The sequence below is a fragment of the Caulobacter sp. GW821-FHT10F06 genome (assembly GCF_058809215.1).
In genome coordinates this window covers 516,869-532,763 of record NZ_JBXASK010000004.1, presented here as the reverse complement: position 1 = coordinate 532,763, position 15,895 = coordinate 516,869, and the positions used below count along the sequence as shown (strand labels likewise).

Sequence of the window (15,895 nt, the reverse complement as noted above, 5' to 3'; positions counted from 1 at the left end):
CACCGCTGAACGTCCCCTCCGTCACATCGGCGCGATCGTCTCGTACATCAGCCCGTTCGGACCCGTGATCGAGGTCGGGGCCTTCAGCGCTTTGCCGGGCAACATGGCCCGATAGCGCTGATAGATCGCCGTGGCGCTGCGGCCGGGCTTGGCCGACAAACACAGGTCGTATTCGCCCTCGCGGCCCCAGGGCTTGCGCTCCACCCGGGCCAGGTCGCGATCGGCCCTGGTCGCCGCGTCGACCCTGTCGGCCAAGGTCCGGTCAATCCCCATGCCGTAGCTACCGAACTTCACGGTGACATCGCAGACCGCGCCGGCCTGGGCGGCGGGCGTGGTCGCGCAGGCCCCCAGCAGGGTGAGGGCGGCGCCGGCGGCGAGAGCGGCTAGGCGGGTCATGCGGGGAAACCTCCGGCGCGGGACAGGGACGAGGCGGGCGCCTTGCCCAGGCGCTCGCTGATCGCACGCCCGATCCTGATCAACGCCTCAAGATCGTATCCGGTCTCGAACCCGGCCCGCTCCAGCATGTAGACCAGATCCTCGGTGCCGATATTGCCGGTGGCGTTCGGCGCGAACGGACAGCCGCCCAGGCCGCCGACCGAGGCGTCCAGCACATCGACTCCGGCCTCGACGCTGGCGAAGGCGTTGGCCAGGCCGGTGTTGCGGGTGTCATGGAAGTGCATCCGCAGCCGGGCGTCCGGCGCGGCGGCGCGCACGGCCTCGATCCGCTTGCGGACGGTCCAGGGATCGGCGACCCCGATGGTGTCGGCGATGGCGATCTCGGGCACGTTTAGGGCGGCCGCTTCGCGGACGATGGCCACGACCTGATCTTCCGACACCTCGCCATCGAACGGACAGCCGAAGGCCACCGAGATGGTCGCGGTGATCGGTGGCCCGCCCTCGACCGCCTGGCGCTCGACGATGCCGGCCAAGGCGTCGATCTGCTGGCTGACGGTCGAGCCCTGGTTGCGCGTGCCGAAGCCGTCGGTGGCGCAGACGACGACATTGGCCTCGTCGCATTGGGCCGCCACGCACCGTTCCCAGCCGCGCATGTTCAGCACCAGCCCGATGCGCGAATGGGTCAGGTCGGACGGCAGGGCCGCCATGATCTCCTCCGCTCCCGCCATCTGCGGCACGCGGTTGGGATTGACGAACGACACCACCTCGGTGCGCCGCGCGCCCGCGGCCTCCAGCTGGCGGATCAGGTCCAGCTTCTCGTCGACCGACAGCGAGAGCTTCTCGTTCTGCAGACCGTCGCGCGGCCCGACCTCGACGATCTGGATGAAGCGGCTCATGGGCGATCCTCCGGTTCGGGCTCCGGCGTCTCCTGCGGCTCGCCGCGATAGATCGTCAGGCGCTCATTGTCGCCGTCGGAATAGTTCTGACCCTGGACCACGGCGACGGGGCGCGGCGTCAGGCCCTCGGCCGCCAGGGCCTTGAGGAACACCGCCTGCTCGCGGCCCTCGACCACGGCCGGCCGGCCTTGAACGATCGCCTGGGCGGCGTTCTCGCCATTGGTCAGCTCGGTGGCGGTGCCCAGCAGGAAGACCAGGCTCGGCTCGGAATAGCCGGTCACCGCCACGGGGCCCGGCGCCCCCGAGCGCGGCGACAGCTTGGCGCGATCCAGGGCGTCGGCGATGTCCTTGGAGAGGAAGAGCGGCTCCAGGTGCGGCAGCAGTCCGCCCACCAGGCTGGCGTGGGCGGCGACGCCCAGGGCGCCGGAGATCACCAGGGCGCGGGCCGATTGCCGGCGCAGCAGCAGGATCGCGCCCGTCGCGCCGGCCGCCAGCAGCAGGATCACGGTCAGAGCCGTCCAGATCAGATCGGCGCCCTGGCCGAACATCTTCATGCCGTACACCGCCACGGCGGCCAGCAGCAGCGAAACGAAGACGGTCAGGCCCGCGCCCAGGCGGCGGACAAGATTTCCCAGCGGCTCGCGCACGGCCGTCGCCATCAGCATGGCCATACCGCCCATGCCGGGCAGGGTGTAATGGGCCAGCTTGGTCGGCAGCAGCTCGAACATCAGCCAGGTCGGGACCAGCCAGCAGACGGCGAAGCGCACGCCCGGCTCGGCCCGGCCCTTCCAGGCTATTACCAGGCCGGCCGGCAGCAACAGGGTGGCCGGATAGGTCAGAAGCGGGGTTATCAAGGCGTGATAGCCGAACGGACCGGCATGCCCCTCCTGACCGCCGGCCATCTTGGGCGCCAGGTCGCCGGCGATCGCCGTGCCCCAGAACGCGCCGTCAGTGGCCACGGTGATCATCATCGCCCACGGCAGCACGATGGCCGCGAACAGGATCAGGCCCCAGCCCCATCCCAGGTCCTTCAGCCACGCGCCCTTGCGGTCCCAGGCCCACAGGGCCAGCGCGGCCATCAGCACCGTCAACAGGCCGACGGGACCCTTGATCAGGGCGGCCACGGCCAGTCCGGCCCAGAAGGCCAGCTTGGTCCAGTTGTTGGGCTTCCCGCCGGCCAGATGGTCGGCGTACATCCGCGCCAGGGCGCCCATGGCCAGGGTGGTCGAGCCGCACAGCGCCGCGTCGGTCTTGGCGATGAAGGCCTCGGTCGACAGCAGGAAGGTGGCCCCCAGGATCGAACCGGCCAGCAGGCCGGTGCGCGGGTCCAGCAACGCCGCCGCGCCCCAGGCGCAGGCCGCTGCCGCCAGCATCGCGCCCAGCAGCGACGGGATGCGATAGGCCCAGATGCCCCGGTTCTCGGCGGCCGAGAACGCCGAGACGCTGGCCGCCTGCAGCCAGTGGATGCCGACCGGCTTCTTGAAGCGCGGCTGGTCCTGGAACTTGATGACCACCAGGTCGTCGGTCTCCAGCATCTGGGCGGTGGCCTGGGCGAAGCGCGACTCGTCGCGGTCCAGGGGCGGCATGGCGAACAGGCCGGGCAGGCCGGCGATCAGGGCCACCAACGCGGCGAACAACGGGCCGCGCCAGCCACGGCTCCAGTCATCCAGGCGAGATTCAAGCGTCATGGCGCATGGAATAGCACGATCCTTTCGTGTGGCGATTTTTCCGGTATGAGAGGGCGATGACCGCCGCCGCCTCCGCCACGCCTGACTATTCGATCGTCGTGCCCGTCTTCGACGAGGGCGGCGCAGCGCCGGCCCTGGTCCGCGAGATCGCGACCGCCTTCGCCGGCGAGAACCACGAGATCATCTTCGTCGACGACGCCAGCCGCGACGACACCAAGGCTCTGCTGGTGGCGCTGAAGGCCGAGATTCCGCAGCTGCGCGTCCTGGGCCACCGCAAGAACTCGGGCCAGAGCCGCGCCGTACGCAGCGGCGTTCTCGCCGCCCGGGCGCCGATCATCATCACCCTGGACGGCGACGGCCAGAACGATCCGGCCGACGCGCCCCGTCTCGCCAAGGCCCTGGCCGCCGGTCCCGCCACCCTGGCCCTGGTCGGCGGCGAGCGGGTCAAGCGCCAGGACAGCAGCGCCAAGCGCTTCGCTTCCAGGTTCGGCAACGGCGTCCGCAAGCGCCTGCTGCACGACACCGCCAACGACACCGGCTGCGGCCTGAAGGCCTTCCGCCGCGAGGCCTTCCTGCGCCTGCCGTACTTCGATCACATCCACCGCTACATCCCGGCCCTGATGCTGCGCGAGGGCTATGAGGTGGCGTTCCAGCCGGTCAACCACCGGCATCGCGAGAGCGGGGTGTCGAAATACACCAACTTCGGCCGGCTGAAGGCTTCGGTGTCCGACCTGCTGGGCGTGATGTGGCTGCAGACCCGGGCCCGCAATCCTCAGGGCGTCGACGAGGCGTAACTCGCGACAGGCGAGGCGGCTTCACCGAAACCAAAATAACCGCTACGGCTTAACCATGGCATGAGGTCTTCAGCTCACGCCAAAGGGGGACGTCCTATGTTCGCTGCGGTTCCGCTGCTGGCCTTGCCGGTGCTGGTCTATAATCTGATCGCTCTGACCCTGACCGGGGCCTTCAAGTCGACCGAGGCGCACGCACGCCTGACCGAGACCCTGTTCACCATCCACATGACCTCGCGGGTCGACTGGGCGGTCAGCCTCAGCGACCTGCTGCTGGCCGCCTCGCTGGTGGTGCTGTTCGTCGAACTCCTGAAGTCGACCACCAGCCGCAAGATCGCGATCATCAACCACTCGCTGTCGATGGTGCTGTTCATCGGCTGCCTGGTCGAGTTCCTGCTGGCTCCCGCCTTCGCCACGTCGACCTTCTTCCTGCTGACCACCATGGTCCTGCTGGACGTCCTGGCCGGCTTCATCGTCACCATCGTCGCCGCCCGCCGCGACGTAGATTTCGGCGATCACTAGGTTCGAATGACCTCACCCTTCCTCCATCGAGAGGAAGAGGGGCGCGCAGCCTATTCCCTGTCTCCCCAGCACCTCAGCGGTCCATGCCGCCTGAAGCGGCGAAGCCGTGTTCGTCGGCGCGTTGGCCAAGGCGGAAATCGACAAGACCCCCCGGATTGGTGTTGATCTGCTGACTGCCTCGTAAAGCTTCAGGATCGGAACCTCCCATGGCCGACAAGACCGACATCTGGCTCGCCGCCGGGGTGCGCACGCCCTTCGCCAAGGTCGACGGATCGCTGGCCGCCTATGACGCGATCGGCCTGTCGGTTCCCGTGGTCCAGGCCATGCTGGCCAAGGCGCGGCCGGACTTCGCGATCTGGGGCACGGTGATCCCCAACTTGACCTTCAGCAACCTGGCCCGTGAAGTGCTGCTGGACGCCGGCGGCGACGCGACCATCCCCGCCTTCTCGACGGTGATGGCCTGCTCGACCAGCATGGCCGGGGTGATCGAGGCGGCCGGCATGATCGACGGACGCGGCCGGGATCTGGCCCTGGTCGGCGGCGTCGAAAGCATGAGCCGGGTGCAGGTGGGCGCCAGCATCGCCTTCTCCGATTGGCTGAAGGGCTTCCAGAGCGCCAAGACGGTCGGCCAGAAGCTGGCGCATCTGGGCAAGCTGAAGCCGTCCGACCTGAAGCTGTGGATCCCCAAGGTGGCCAACCGCACCACGGGCCTGTCGATGGGCGAGCACACGGAGATCACGGCCAAGGAATGGGGCCTGGCCCGCGCCGACCAGGACCAGATCGCCTTCGAGAGCCACCAGAACGCGGTCAAGGCCTGGGAGGCCGGCTTCTTCGACGACCTGGTCATCCCGCTGGGCGTGGTCAAGCGCGACACGATCCCGCGCAAGGACTCCACGTTGGAGAAGCTGGCCAAGCTGGGTCCGGCCTTCGACAAGACCAGCGGCAAGGGCACGCTGACGGCTGGCAATTCCTCACCCCTGACCGATGGGGCGGCGGCGATCTGGGTGGCGTCCCAGGCGGGGCTGGCGCGTCTGCCCGAGGGCACGCCGCGTGTGAAGGTCGTCGACTATGAGGTCACCGCCATCGACCTGCGCCACGAAGGGCTGCTGATGGCTCCGGCCTACGGCGTGCCGCGCCTGCTGGCCCGTAACGGCCTGACCTATGGCGACATCGGGCTTTGGGAGATCCATGAGGCCTTCGCGGCCCAGGTGCTGTCGCATATCGCGGCCTGGACCACGCCGGCCTTCGTCGAGGACAAGGCGGGCGTCACGGCGGACCTGGGCGCTTTCCCGCGCGAGCGGATGAATCCCACCGGCGGCAGCCTGGCGGTCGGCCACCCGTTCGGCGCGACGGGCGCGCGCATCCTCAGTCAGGCGGTCAAGGAACTGGCGGCCCGGCCCAAGGGCGAGAAGGCCATCGTCAGCATCTGCGCCGACGGTGGCCAAGGCACGATGATGCTGCTGGAGAACAGCTAGCCTTAGGTCAGGGCCGTGAAGATCAGGGTCACCACTGCGATGTCGAGGAAGCGGATGGCGGCGGTCAGCATGGGAGCACTCGTCGGCGATGAATTCACCAACGATTAAGCAAGACTGGCGCCAAGCCGGCCGGGACGGCGGCGCGGCCTGATGGCGCTGTTCTTCGACCAGTCATGGTACGATGCGCGGCTGGCCGAACGCGGCCTCAGTCGGGCGGTCCTGGCCGCCGTGGCCCACATGACCGAGGCCGAGCTGGCCCTGGCCTTCAAGGACCAGCGTGAGCTGTCCTGGCAGGAACTGACGGCTTTCGCTGAACTTTTGGGCGTGTCGCCGGCCGAGGCGGGTTTGCGGGCCGGGGTGCGGGCGCCGCCCGATCCGACCGACGCGCAGGGCCGACGGATTGCGGCGCTGGAGGCCAGGGTGGCCGAGCTGGAGGCGCGGCTGGCGCGCCTGGAAGGCTAGATCTCGGTCTTCTTCAGCAGGCCCGCCTTGGGACGACGGTCGGCCTCGCCGGAATATTCCGTCCCGAGATAGGTCGAACGCGCCGAGTCGAGCACTTCCTGCCCACCGCGCAGGCCGCGCTTCTGACCAGGCTGACCCATCAGGTGAGCGGCGAAGGCGGCGAAGCCTTCCTTGCGGGGCGGTGGCGCGGGTTGCTCCTCGCGCACATAGACGACCTCTTCCTCCTCGTCTTCGCGACGATGGGAGTCCCGAGGCGCCGGAAGCGCCCGACGCGCCGGGCCGGCGCGTCGCAAGGGGTCGATGGGGCCGTTCATGGTGAAGAGCCTAGGGCCCCGACCGTTAAGAACGACTGTGCCGGCGTGGTTAAGGCTTGGTGGCCAGCTTCTCGATCTGCTGCTGCATGGCTTCCAGCTGGCGCTTCAGATCGGCCAGGGAGTCCTCGCTGGGCGGGGCGGGCGCGGCCGGAGCCGGTTCCGGCGCATTGGGGGCGGCGGCTCCGCCGTCTTCGGGACGAGCATAGGCGAAGGGGGAGAACATCTTCATGGCCCGGTCGAACAGGGCCATGTTCTGGCGGACCTGCTCCTCGTAGACCCCAACGCCCAGCGGCGGGATCTTGCCGGGGGTCATGCCCGCGAACTGGGTGCGCATGCGCTCCTGCTGCTTGGTGAAGCTCTCCAGCGACATCTCCAGATAGCTGGGCAGGAAGGCCTGCATGGAGTTGCCGTAGAAGCCGATCAGCTGGCGCAGGAACTGGATCGGCAAAAGGTTCTGGCCGCCGCCCCGGTTCTCTTCCTCGAAGATGATCTGGGTCAGGACCGAGCGGGTGATGTCGTCGTTGGACTTGGCGTCATAGACCACGAAGTCGACGCCCTCCTTCACCATGTCCGACAGGTGCTCGAGGGTGACGTACGAACTGGACGCGGTGTTGTAGAGGCGACGGTTGGCGTATTTCTTGATGATCACGCGTTGGCCGGTCGGCTTTTCACCGCTGGCGGCCGTTTCGCCTTTTTCAGGGTTCTCGGACATTTCGTTCCCTAGGACAGCGGTGTCGCCCGCTTTTCGCAACGCACTATCGCGAATGCTAAGGCATGACGCCAGTGGTCAGAACACTTCCAGCGCTCGATAGGTGGTGAAAATGGCGTCGTGACGAACAGGGTGCGAAAATGCATGTTGCTTTCGCACTGCAAAAACACGGGCGCCACGACCCTTAGAGCGTCCTGCCAGACCGTCACGGGAGCTTCCACCATGAGCGACATCGTCATTGTTTCCGCCGCCCGCACGCCGGTCGGTTCGTTCAACGGGGCCCTGTCCAGCCTGCCCGCCTCCGAGCTGGGCAAGGTCGCCATCCAGGCCGCCATCGAGCGCGCCGGCATCACCGCCGCCGACGTCGACGAAGTGATCCTGGGCCAGGTGCTGCAAGCCGCCGCCGGCCAGGGCCCCGCCCGCCAGGCCTCGGTCAACGCCGGCATCCCGGTCGAGAGCCCGGCCTGGAGCCTGAACCAGCTGTGCGGCTCGGGCCTGCGCGCCGTGGCCCTGGCGGCCCAGCAGATCCAGACCGGCGACGCCAATATCGTGGTGGCCGGCGGCCAGGAGAGCATGAGCCAGGCGCCCCACGCCCAGAACCTGCGCGGCGGCCAGAAGATGGGCGACCTGCAGTTCGTCGACACCATGATCAAGGACGGCCTGTGGGACGCCTTCCACGGCTATCACATGGGCCAGACCGCCGAGAACATCGCCAGCCGCTGGCAGATCACCCGCGGCGACCAGGACGTCTTCGCCGTCGCCAGCCAGAACAAGGCCGAAGCGGCCCAGAAGGCCGGCAAGTTCGACGACGAGATTGCGCCGGTCACCGTCAAGGGCCGCAAGGGCGACACCGTGGTCGACAAGGACGAGTTCATCCGCCACGGCGTGACCCTGGAGGCCATTTCGGGCCTGCGTCCGGCCTTCACCAAGGACGGCTCGGTCACCGCCGCCAACGCCTCGGGCCTCAATGACGGCGCCGCCGCCCTGGTCCTGATGAGCGCCGACGAGGCGGCCAAGCGCGGGCTGAAGCCTCTGGCCCGGATCGCCTCGTGGGCCAATGCCGGCGTCGAGCCGGAGATCATGGGCACGGGTCCGATCCCGGCCAGCAAGAAGGCCCTGGAAAAGGCCGGCTGGACCGTCGCCGACCTCGACCTCGTCGAGAGCAACGAAGCCTTCGCCGCCCAGTCGCTGTGCGTCGTCCGCGAACTGGGCCTCGACACCTCGAAGGTCAATGTCAACGGCGGCGCCATCGCCATCGGCCACCCGATCGGCGCGTCCGGCGCGCGCATCCTCACCACCCTGCTGCACGAGATGAAGCGCTCGGGCGCCAAGAAGGGCCTGGCGACGTTGTGCATCGGCGGCGGCATGGGCGTGGCCATGTGCGTCGAGGCTGTCTGACGAAATAAAACGCGTTGACGCAGCGTCAGGGCGCTTGCCCTGGCGCGGCGATCACGCGAACCATAAGAAAAATCGGGAGAGACACATGACGAGAGTTGCATTCGTGACCGGCGGCACGCGGGGGATTGGTCGCGCGATCTGCGAGCGCCTCGTCGCCGACGGCATGAAGGTCGCCGCCGGCTATTCCGGCAATGAAGAGGCCGCCGCGGCCTGCGCCAAGTCCCTGGGCGTGATGGTCGTGAAGGGCAATGTCGGTTCGTTCGACGACTGCGCCGCCGCGGTCAAGAAGGTCGAGGCCGAGCTTGGCCCCGTCGACGTGCTGATCAACAACGCTGGCATCACGCGCGACGGCATGCTGCACAAGATGACCTACGAGCAGTGGTCGGAAGTCATCCGGGTCAACATGGACAGCGCCTTCAACATGACCCGCCCGGTCATCGAGGGCATGCGGGATCGCGGCTGGGGCCGGATCATCAACATCAGCTCGATCAACGGCCAGAAGGGCCAGATGGGCCAGACCAATTACTCGGCCGCCAAGGCCGGGCTGATCGGCTTCACCAAGGCCCTGGCCCTGGAAAACGCCAAGAAGGGGGTCACGGTCAATGTGATCTGCCCTGGCTATATCGACACCGAGATGGTCGCGGCCGTGCCGGAAAACGTGCTGGCCCAGATCATCGGCGGCATTCCCGTCGGCCGCCTGGGCAAGGGCGAGGAGATCGCCGACATGGTCTCGTTCCTGGCAGGCGAGCGCGCGGGCTTCGTGACCGGCGCCACCCTGTCCCTGAACGGCGGACAGTACATGGCCGCCTAGCGGTCTCGACGGACGATCCAACCCAGAGACGGCCCGGTCGCCTGGCGAGCGGGCCGTCATTGTTACGGTTGACGATCCGATGGTTTCATCGTGAAACCTTGGCCATGAGGCGACGGCTGCGCGTTCGACGAGTTCATGGGACCGGCCGTCCAAGATTCGCCCTAGTCGGCGGGCAAGACGGTCGCATGAAGAGTTCGATGGCGGAGAAGGGCGACTGGAGGGCGAATTGCGTCCTCGCGATGATCGCCATCCTCGCGATCGCTTCGCCGGCCAGCGCCCAGCAGGCCGCCCAGTCCCTGCGCGACGCGCTGCTCGGTCACCACGGTCTTTCCGCCTCGCGTCGCCCGGCTCCGCCGCCGGTGGCCCGTTACGTCTCCGAGACCGGCAGCGCCTTCGTTCTGGACCGCGCCTCGTCGATGCCGCTGCTGAAATTCGACAACAGCCCGGAGATCTGGGTGCTGTCGCCGCAACCGGCCTCGCGCGGCGACGTCATCTATCGCAACGAGATGGGCGAGCCGGTGCTGCGCGCCACCAAGCTGGGCGGGATGATCCTCTTCACCGAGGAAAGCCCCAACGGCGCCGCCGCCGCGCTCAGCGGTAAGGCCCAGTCCCTGCAGCCGCCGGCCGTGCTGTCGATCAACGTGCTGTTCCAGCGCCTGTACCAGGCCTCCACCCGGGTGACCCGCGCGGCTCAGAGGCAGATTCCGTTCGAGACCGTCCAGGACGCCCGTCCCGAAACCTCTGTGCTGATCGCCGACAGCGCCACCATCGCCGCCGAGGCTCTGGAGCGCATGGTCCGCAAGGGCGATCGCTCGGACATCAACAAGGTGATGCGCGTGCTGCTGGCCGAGGGCGACAAGCCCGGCGCCGCCTTCAAGAACGGCGCGCTGATCGTCACCTACGCGCCCGGACAGGGCGTGGCGGGACGTCCGTCATCCAAGCGGATCATCAAGGTCGTCAACCGCTAACCCTAACGACCGAAACAGCGCTTTTCCCTGGGCCGCAGCGGTCTATTGTGGCGCTTCATGAGCACCGACGAACCCGTCGACCCATCGTCTCCCGAACGCGGCCGCCTGAAGATGGCGGACGTCGCGCGCATGGCGGGCGTGTCGATATCGACCGTCTCGCGGGCCTTGGCGGGCAACACCCTGATTCCCAAGGCTCTGCGCGAGGAGATCGTGGAACTGGCCAGGGCCAGCGGCTATGTCGTCAACCAGTCGGCCCGCAGCCTGAGGCTGCGCCGCACCAACACCATCGGCGTCGTGATTCCCCTCGGCCACGAGGCCGGGCAGCTGATCTCCGATCCGTTCTTTCTGGAAATGGTCGGTCGCCTGGCCGACGAGCTCACCCTGCGCGACTACGCCGTGCTGCTGACCAAGGTAGCCTCGCCGCAGCCGGGATGGCTGGATCGCCTGATCCAATCCCAGCGGGCGGACGGCCTGCTGATCATCGGCCAGAGCAACCAGCATCAAGCCTTGAACCTGGCGGCCCAGACCTACCGGCCGATGGTGGTCTGGGGCGGACACCTGCCCGACCAACGCTATTGCAGCGTCGGCGGCGACAACATCGGCGGCGCGAAGGCGGCGGTCGAGCACCTGGTCCGGTCCGGCCGCCAGCGCATCGTCTTTCTGGGAGCCTCCGACGCGCCCGAGGCGGCGCTTCGTCGCGAAGGCTATCTGACAGCGCTGGCGAGCGCCGGCCTGCCGATCGATCCGGCTCTGATCGTGCCCGCGCCGTTCTCGGTCGACAACGCCTATGAGGCGGCCTGCGTCATGATCCGCTCCGGCGTGATCTTCGACGCGATCTTCGCGGTGTCGGACGTCATCGCCCTGGCCGCCATCCGCGCGCTGACGGACGCCGGCCGTCGCGTGCCCGAGGATGTCGCGGTGGTCGGCTACGACGACATCGCCCTGGCCCGGCAGGGCACGCCGCCCCTGACCACCGTCCGTCAGGACCTGGAGGCGGGCGCCCGGAAGATGGCCGATCTGCTGTTCCGTCGCATCGGCGGCGAGGACACGCCGTCCACGACCATGCCAGCCGAACTGATCGTCCGGTCGACCACCTGAGTTCAGTAGTCGCTCGCCTCGCGCTGGGACAGGCGGTGGCGGCTAGGGTCGAAGATGAGGTTGGCGATCGCCATCGCCGCCAGCAGCGCCGCCATGACCGCCGCCAGCAGGAAGCCGGGCCGCGAGCCGCCGAAGGCGTCGCCCAGCGCGCCCATGGCCAGGGGCGAGGCGACGGCGCTGGCGCAGGTCAGGAACAGGATCACCCCGGCCGCCGCCCCGTGCCGGGCCTTGGGAAAGCCGCTGATCGCCTTGGAGTTCAGGGTCGGATAGATCACCGACATGAAGAGGCCCGACAGCGGCAGCAGCACGGTCGCCGCCTCCAGGCCGCCCACCAGGGCGCCGCAGAAGCAGGCCAGGACCGCGCAGGCGCTGATCGCCAGGATCCGCGTCCAGGTCAGGCGGGTCAGCAGCCAGGCTCCGGCGAAGCGTCCGATGGCGCGCAGGGCGAAGAAGGCCGACAGGGCGTAGGCGGCCGTCCCTCCGGCGGTCGCGCCGCGCGCCGTCAGCAGGGTGGGCAGCCAGACATAGACCGCCGTCTCGACCCCGACATACAGCATCACCGCCAGGCCGAAGGTCAGGGCGTGGGGATCGCGCGCCACCGCCCAGGTGTCGCCCAGGGTCACGGCCTCCGGCCGGGAGGCGGCGCGGACGGGGAATCGGGCCAGCAGGGTGACGGCGATCAGGCCCAGGCAGAGCAGGCCGACGATGACGTACAGCCAGCGCCAGGAGGCGCCAGCCTCAAGCAGGCCGCCGACGATCAGCGGCCCCAGGATCGCGCCGACCGCGAAGAAGCCTTCGACGGCGTTCATCGCGGCGGTGTGTTCGCGCGTCGATCGCGACAGGTCGCCGATCAGCGCCATGGCTCCGGTCTTGAAGATCGCGATGGCCGCGCCCGACGCGAAGAGCAGGACCAGCATCACGCCGAAGGTCCGGGTCGCGGCGATGACCATCGAGGCGGCGGCGAACAGCGCCAGGCCCAGGACGATGGTCGGCGCGCGTCCCAGTCGGTCGGCCAGGAAGCCGAGGCCGACGCCCGCCAGCCCCGCGCCGGCCATGGTCGCGTAGTGGAAGGCGCTGGCCGAGGCCAGTGAAAGGCCGAAGGTGCGGATCAGGCTGGGAATGATCACGCCGACCGCATCGGTGGTCATCGCGAACATCAGGAACATCAGGCCGGTCAGCCAGCGCAGTCGCCGGATGTCGCGCGGACGCACGCCCTGATCCTGTTCCATGCTTCCGCCCCGCTCTGCCTCGTCAGGCTGCCATGTCGAGACGCGGCGCGCGAGCGGCCGTCAGTTGGCCTCGATGCCCAGGACCTTCAGCTCCTTCATGAACCGCAGCAGGCTGGTGTGCGAGCGGCGCAGGGCGTTCAGCATCTCGGGGCGGGCATGGACCTCGCCGGGCACGATGAAGCCTTCGCGGCCGATCTTCTTGGCGACGCCGCGCTCCAGCATCTCGACGACGCGGCGACGCACGGTCTCGTAGGGCAGGCCCAGCGAATCGGCGACCTGGCGAATGGTGATCGGCCGGCGCTCGTCGTCGGGCGGGATGTCGTCGATCTCGGAATAGACCCGGCCGCGCAGGTGCGAGACATTGCCGGCCCAGAGCGTGGTGAACACCAGCGAATAGACGATATCGACGCCATGGGCCTCGTTGGAGATCTCGACCCAACGCAAAATGTAGTCCGTGGCGCTGCGCACCGCTGCGCGCGCGTCATGGTAGTCGTCAGACATAAAAAGCACCCACCCCTGGTTCGCCGAACCTAGTACCGCGAACCGGCATGAAAAGGATTGCATAGCGGGTGCGGTAAATCGCCTCGGGGTACCCGAAACGAGTCCGGTCAGGGCGTGGGACGCCAGTCCGGCGGGGCCAGCTCGAAGCCTTCGAAGCGGAAACCGGGGGCGACGGTGCAGCCGACCAGGGTCCAGGCCCCCAGGCTGACAGCGGTTTGCCACCAGAAGGTCGGCACAACGATCTGGGGACGGCAACCGGCGCGAAGATCCGGACCCAGAACATGGGCCGTCACGCCCTTGCCGTCGGGCGGCGACAGGCTGATCGAGATCGGGGCGCCGGCGTGATAGTGCCAGATCTCGACCGCGTCGACCCGATGCCAGGCCGACATCTGCTCGGCCTCCAGCAGATAGTAGATCGCCGTCGAGGCTGGGCGGCCGTCCTCGCCGGGGGCGTCCTCGAAGGTGCGGCGATACCAACCGCCTTCGGGATGGGGCTGCATGTCCAGCATGCGGATGATTTCCTTGGCGCCCAGGTCGCCGGAGATGCCCAACGCGACGCTCATCCCTGGAAGCCGTCCTTGGCGGCGCGGATTTCGGCGAAGGCCATGGCGGGCTCCAGGCCGGGGCGCAGCAGCGGGGCGCGCAGGAAGGGGTTGGTGGCCTTCTCGGCGCCGATCGAGGTGGGCACCGTCGGCTCGCCGCGCTCGCGGGCGGCGAACACCTGCTCGGCGCGGGCCTTCAGGGCCGGATCATCGTCGACCGACAGGGCGAAGCGGGCGTTCGAGGCGGTGTATTCGTGGGCGCAATAGACCGTGGTGGCGTCGGGCAGGGCGGTCAGCTTGGAGAGCGAGCCCCACATCTGTTCGGCTGTGCCCTCGAACAATCGGCCGCAGCCCAGGGCGAACAGGGTGTCGCCGACGAAGGCGATCGAGTCGGCCGCGTCGTGATAGGCGATGTGGCCCAGCGTGTGACCGCCGGTGTCGATGACCGTGAACAGGGTCTCGCCCAGCGCGACGCTGTCGCCCTCGACCACCTCGCGATCCAGCGGCGCGATTCGGGTGACCTCCTTGGGGCCGATGATCGTGGCGCCGGTGGCGGCCTGGATCGCGGCGTTGCCGCCGGCGTGGTCGGGATGCCAGTGGGTGTTGAGGATCAGGTCCAGTTTCCAGCCCAGCTTGTCGAGCTCCGCCAGGATCGCGTCGGCGTCGGGCGTGTCGATTGTCGCCGTCTTCCCGGTGGCCTCGTCGCGCACGAGAAAGCCATAGTTATCGGACAGGCAGGGAAATTGGTGGACGGTCAGCGACATGAGCGGCCTTGCGGTTGCGGGAGGCGGTGACGCCGACGGCGCCAACGCCTACATAGATGTACTCGCCTGCCTGGAGACTCAATGCGTCGCGACGTGCTGGACCTTAGAGCCTTCTACGCCACCCCGCTGGGCCGCGCCGCGCGGCTGATGCTGGCGCGCAAGGTCGATGAGGCCTGGGGCGACACTCGGGGCCTCGACGTCCTGGGCGTGGGCTATGCGACGCCGTTCCTTGATTCGGCCCGCAAGGCCGCCCGCCGCGTGGTGGCCGCCATGCCCGCGACGCAGGGCGTCGAGGTCTGGCCGCTGGGCGAGCGAAACCAGGCTTGCCTGGTCGAAGAGACCGCCCTGCCGCTGCCCAACGCCATGTTCGACCGCGTCCTGGCGGTCCATGCGCTGGAAGAGGCCGACGATCCGGCCGCCGTCCTGGCCGAGATCGGCCGGGTGATGGCGCCGACCGGCCGCCTGATCGTGGCCGTCGCCTCGCGGGACGGCGTCTGGGCCGGGGCCGAGAGCACGCCTTTCGGCCATGGCCGACCCTTCAGCCGCAGCCAGCTGGAGCGCCTGATCCGCGACGCCGAGCTGGAGCCCGCCGGCTGGACGCGGGCCCTCTATGCGCCGCCGCTGCCGATGGCGGCGGGCTGGGCCGAGGGTTTCGAGCAGGTCGGCGCGCGCCTGTGGCCGCGCTTCGCCGGACTGATCCTGATGGAGGCGGTCAAGCAGACCTTCGCCGTCAAGCCGCGCGGCCATCGCGCCCGGGTCCGGGTGTTCGCGCCGGGCGTCCTGGCCCCCAGCCCGGCCGGGCCCGCGCCCGCGCGCAAGGCGCCTGTTCAAAAGGCGCCGGCGCGCGTTGAAGACGGATGACACTTGGAGGCGCCGCATTCGGGGCCTAGCTTGGGTTTTGTAACAACTGTCAGCCGCGGGAGCCGCGCCATGAAAATGATCGTCGCCATCATCAAGCCGAGCCGACTGGATTCGGTGCTCGAGGCGGTCACGGAGGCGGGCGCGTCGGGCCTGACGGTGACGGAAGTGCGCGGCTACGGCCGGCAGAAAGGCAAGACCGAGGTCTATCGCGGCGCCGAATACGAGGTGAAGCTGCTGCCGAAGGTGAAGCTGGAGATCGCCGTGCCGACCGACGTGGTCGAGCCCGTGGTCGAGGCCCTGCAGCGCACCGCCAACACGGGCAAGATCGGCGACGGCAAGGTGTTCGTCATGGATCTGGAGCAGGCCCTGCGCATCCGCACCGGCGAACGCGACGCCGCCGCCATCGCCGGCTAGGCGCTCACTTCGAATTTTTAGGCGAACTCGGTCGGAAGACTCGGCGCAAGCGGAGC

19 protein-coding genes and 1 pseudogene are annotated in these 15,895 nt (G+C 68.6%); 11 read left to right on the top strand and 9 right to left on the bottom strand.

Going from position 1 to position 15,895, the window contains the following annotated elements:
* Positions 1 to 21 precede the first annotated feature (21 nt).
* From AC1RUS_RS11820 to AC1RUS_RS11810, 3 genes are read right to left on the bottom strand one after another with little or no spacing between them, the layout of a single operon-like run.
* A complete protein-coding gene (locus tag AC1RUS_RS11820) occupies positions 22 to 396 on the bottom strand; it encodes a hypothetical protein (RefSeq protein WP_492916238.1) in 375 nt (124 codons plus the stop codon).
* Positions 393 to 1,292 (bottom strand): hydroxymethylglutaryl-CoA lyase, encoded by a 900-nt coding sequence (locus tag AC1RUS_RS11815; RefSeq protein WP_492916236.1) that lies wholly within the window; start codon positions 1,290 to 1,292, stop codon positions 393 to 395. Before AC1RUS_RS11815 ends, AC1RUS_RS11820 begins: the two co-directional genes overlap by 4 nt.
* Complete coding sequence (locus AC1RUS_RS11810) at positions 1,289 to 2,980, bottom strand: ArnT family glycosyltransferase (RefSeq protein WP_492916234.1); 1,692 nt, start codon at positions 2,978 to 2,980, stop codon at positions 1,289 to 1,291. Before AC1RUS_RS11810 ends, AC1RUS_RS11815 begins: the two co-directional genes overlap by 4 nt.
* A 56-nt stretch (positions 2,981 to 3,036) precedes the next feature.
* Here AC1RUS_RS11810 and AC1RUS_RS11805 point away from each other — a divergent pair, with 56 nt between their 5' ends.
* From AC1RUS_RS11805 to AC1RUS_RS11790, 4 genes are all read left to right on the top strand, one after another.
* Positions 3,037 to 3,774: a glycosyltransferase family 2 protein gene (locus tag AC1RUS_RS11805; RefSeq protein WP_492916232.1), complete on the top strand. Its 738-nt coding sequence runs from the start codon at positions 3,037 to 3,039 to the stop codon at positions 3,772 to 3,774.
* Between the two features lie 96 nt (positions 3,775 to 3,870).
* Entirely contained in the window at positions 3,871 to 4,293 is a 423-nt protein-coding gene (locus tag AC1RUS_RS11800) for a hypothetical protein (RefSeq protein WP_492916230.1), read from the top strand.
* Positions 4,294 to 4,499: 206 nt separating this feature from the next.
* The gene (locus AC1RUS_RS11795; RefSeq protein ID WP_492916228.1) at positions 4,500 to 5,768 is read left to right on the top strand and encodes an acetyl-CoA C-acyltransferase; all 1,269 of its coding nucleotides are present in this window, start codon (positions 4,500 to 4,502) and stop codon (positions 5,766 to 5,768) included.
* 150 nt (positions 5,769 to 5,918) lie between these two features.
* The gene (locus AC1RUS_RS11790; RefSeq protein WP_492916226.1) at positions 5,919 to 6,230 is read left to right on the top strand and encodes a helix-turn-helix domain-containing protein; all 312 of its coding nucleotides are present in this window, start codon (positions 5,919 to 5,921) and stop codon (positions 6,228 to 6,230) included.
* Here AC1RUS_RS11790 and AC1RUS_RS11785 read toward each other — a convergent pair.
* Positions 6,227 to 6,544: a hypothetical protein gene (locus tag AC1RUS_RS11785; RefSeq protein WP_492916224.1), complete on the bottom strand. Its 318-nt coding sequence runs from the start codon at positions 6,542 to 6,544 to the stop codon at positions 6,227 to 6,229. The two genes, AC1RUS_RS11790 and AC1RUS_RS11785, sit on opposite strands and share 4 nt — an antisense overlap.
* Positions 6,545 to 6,593: 49 nt before the next feature.
* Positions 6,594 to 7,256 (bottom strand): polyhydroxyalkanoate synthesis repressor PhaR, encoded by a 663-nt coding sequence (gene phaR / locus AC1RUS_RS11780; RefSeq protein WP_492916222.1) that lies wholly within the window; start codon positions 7,254 to 7,256, stop codon positions 6,594 to 6,596.
* Between the two features lie 219 nt (positions 7,257 to 7,475).
* Between phaR and AC1RUS_RS11775 the strand changes: the two genes are divergently transcribed.
* From AC1RUS_RS11775 to AC1RUS_RS11755, 5 genes and pseudogenes are all read left to right on the top strand, one after another.
* Positions 7,476 to 8,651, top strand: coding sequence for an acetyl-CoA C-acetyltransferase (locus AC1RUS_RS11775; RefSeq protein WP_492916220.1), 1,176 nt, complete (start codon positions 7,476 to 7,478; stop codon positions 8,649 to 8,651).
* 85 nt (positions 8,652 to 8,736) lie between these two features.
* The gene (locus tag AC1RUS_RS11770) at positions 8,737 to 9,462 is read left to right on the top strand and encodes a beta-ketoacyl-ACP reductase (RefSeq protein WP_492916218.1); all 726 of its coding nucleotides are present in this window, start codon (positions 8,737 to 8,739) and stop codon (positions 9,460 to 9,462) included.
* 239 nt (positions 9,463 to 9,701) lie between these two features.
* Entirely contained in the window at positions 9,702 to 10,430 is a 729-nt protein-coding gene (locus AC1RUS_RS11765) for a DUF4908 domain-containing protein (protein WP_492916215.1), read from the top strand.
* Between the two features lie 57 nt (positions 10,431 to 10,487).
* Positions 10,488 to 10,664, top strand: a pseudogene (locus AC1RUS_RS11760) (LacI family DNA-binding transcriptional regulator); the annotation flags it as partial.
* On the top strand, positions 10,641 to 11,528 hold the full coding sequence (locus AC1RUS_RS11755) for a LacI family DNA-binding transcriptional regulator (RefSeq protein WP_492916306.1): 888 nt from the start codon (positions 10,641 to 10,643) through the stop codon (positions 11,526 to 11,528). The pseudogene AC1RUS_RS11760 and the gene AC1RUS_RS11755, both read left to right, overlap by 24 nt.
* 2 nt (positions 11,529 to 11,530) lie before the next feature.
* Here the strand turns inward: AC1RUS_RS11755 and AC1RUS_RS11750 are convergent, their stop codons facing one another.
* From AC1RUS_RS11750 to gloB, 4 genes are all read right to left on the bottom strand, one after another.
* Complete coding sequence (locus AC1RUS_RS11750) at positions 11,531 to 12,757, bottom strand: MFS transporter (RefSeq protein ID WP_492916213.1); 1,227 nt, start codon at positions 12,755 to 12,757, stop codon at positions 11,531 to 11,533.
* Between the two features lie 60 nt (positions 12,758 to 12,817).
* The gene (locus AC1RUS_RS11745) at positions 12,818 to 13,258 is read right to left on the bottom strand and encodes a hypothetical protein (protein WP_492916211.1); all 441 of its coding nucleotides are present in this window, start codon (positions 13,256 to 13,258) and stop codon (positions 12,818 to 12,820) included.
* A 107-nt stretch (positions 13,259 to 13,365) separates the two neighbouring features.
* Positions 13,366 to 13,821, bottom strand: coding sequence for a cupin domain-containing protein (locus AC1RUS_RS11740; protein WP_492916210.1), 456 nt, complete (start codon positions 13,819 to 13,821; stop codon positions 13,366 to 13,368).
* Positions 13,818 to 14,564, bottom strand: coding sequence for a hydroxyacylglutathione hydrolase (gene gloB, locus AC1RUS_RS11735; RefSeq protein WP_492916207.1), 747 nt, complete (start codon positions 14,562 to 14,564; stop codon positions 13,818 to 13,820). Before gloB ends, AC1RUS_RS11740 begins: the two co-directional genes overlap by 4 nt.
* 81 nt (positions 14,565 to 14,645) lie before the next feature.
* Here gloB and AC1RUS_RS11730 point away from each other — a divergent pair, with 81 nt between their 5' ends.
* Both AC1RUS_RS11730 and AC1RUS_RS11725 read left to right on the top strand, forming a co-directional pair.
* On the top strand, positions 14,646 to 15,425 hold the full coding sequence (locus AC1RUS_RS11730) for a class I SAM-dependent methyltransferase (RefSeq protein ID WP_492916205.1): 780 nt from the start codon (positions 14,646 to 14,648) through the stop codon (positions 15,423 to 15,425).
* A gap of 69 nt (positions 15,426 to 15,494) precedes the next feature.
* A complete protein-coding gene (locus AC1RUS_RS11725; RefSeq protein ID WP_492916202.1) occupies positions 15,495 to 15,839 on the top strand; it encodes a P-II family nitrogen regulator in 345 nt (114 codons plus the stop codon).
* Positions 15,840 to 15,895: the final 56 nt, after the last annotated feature.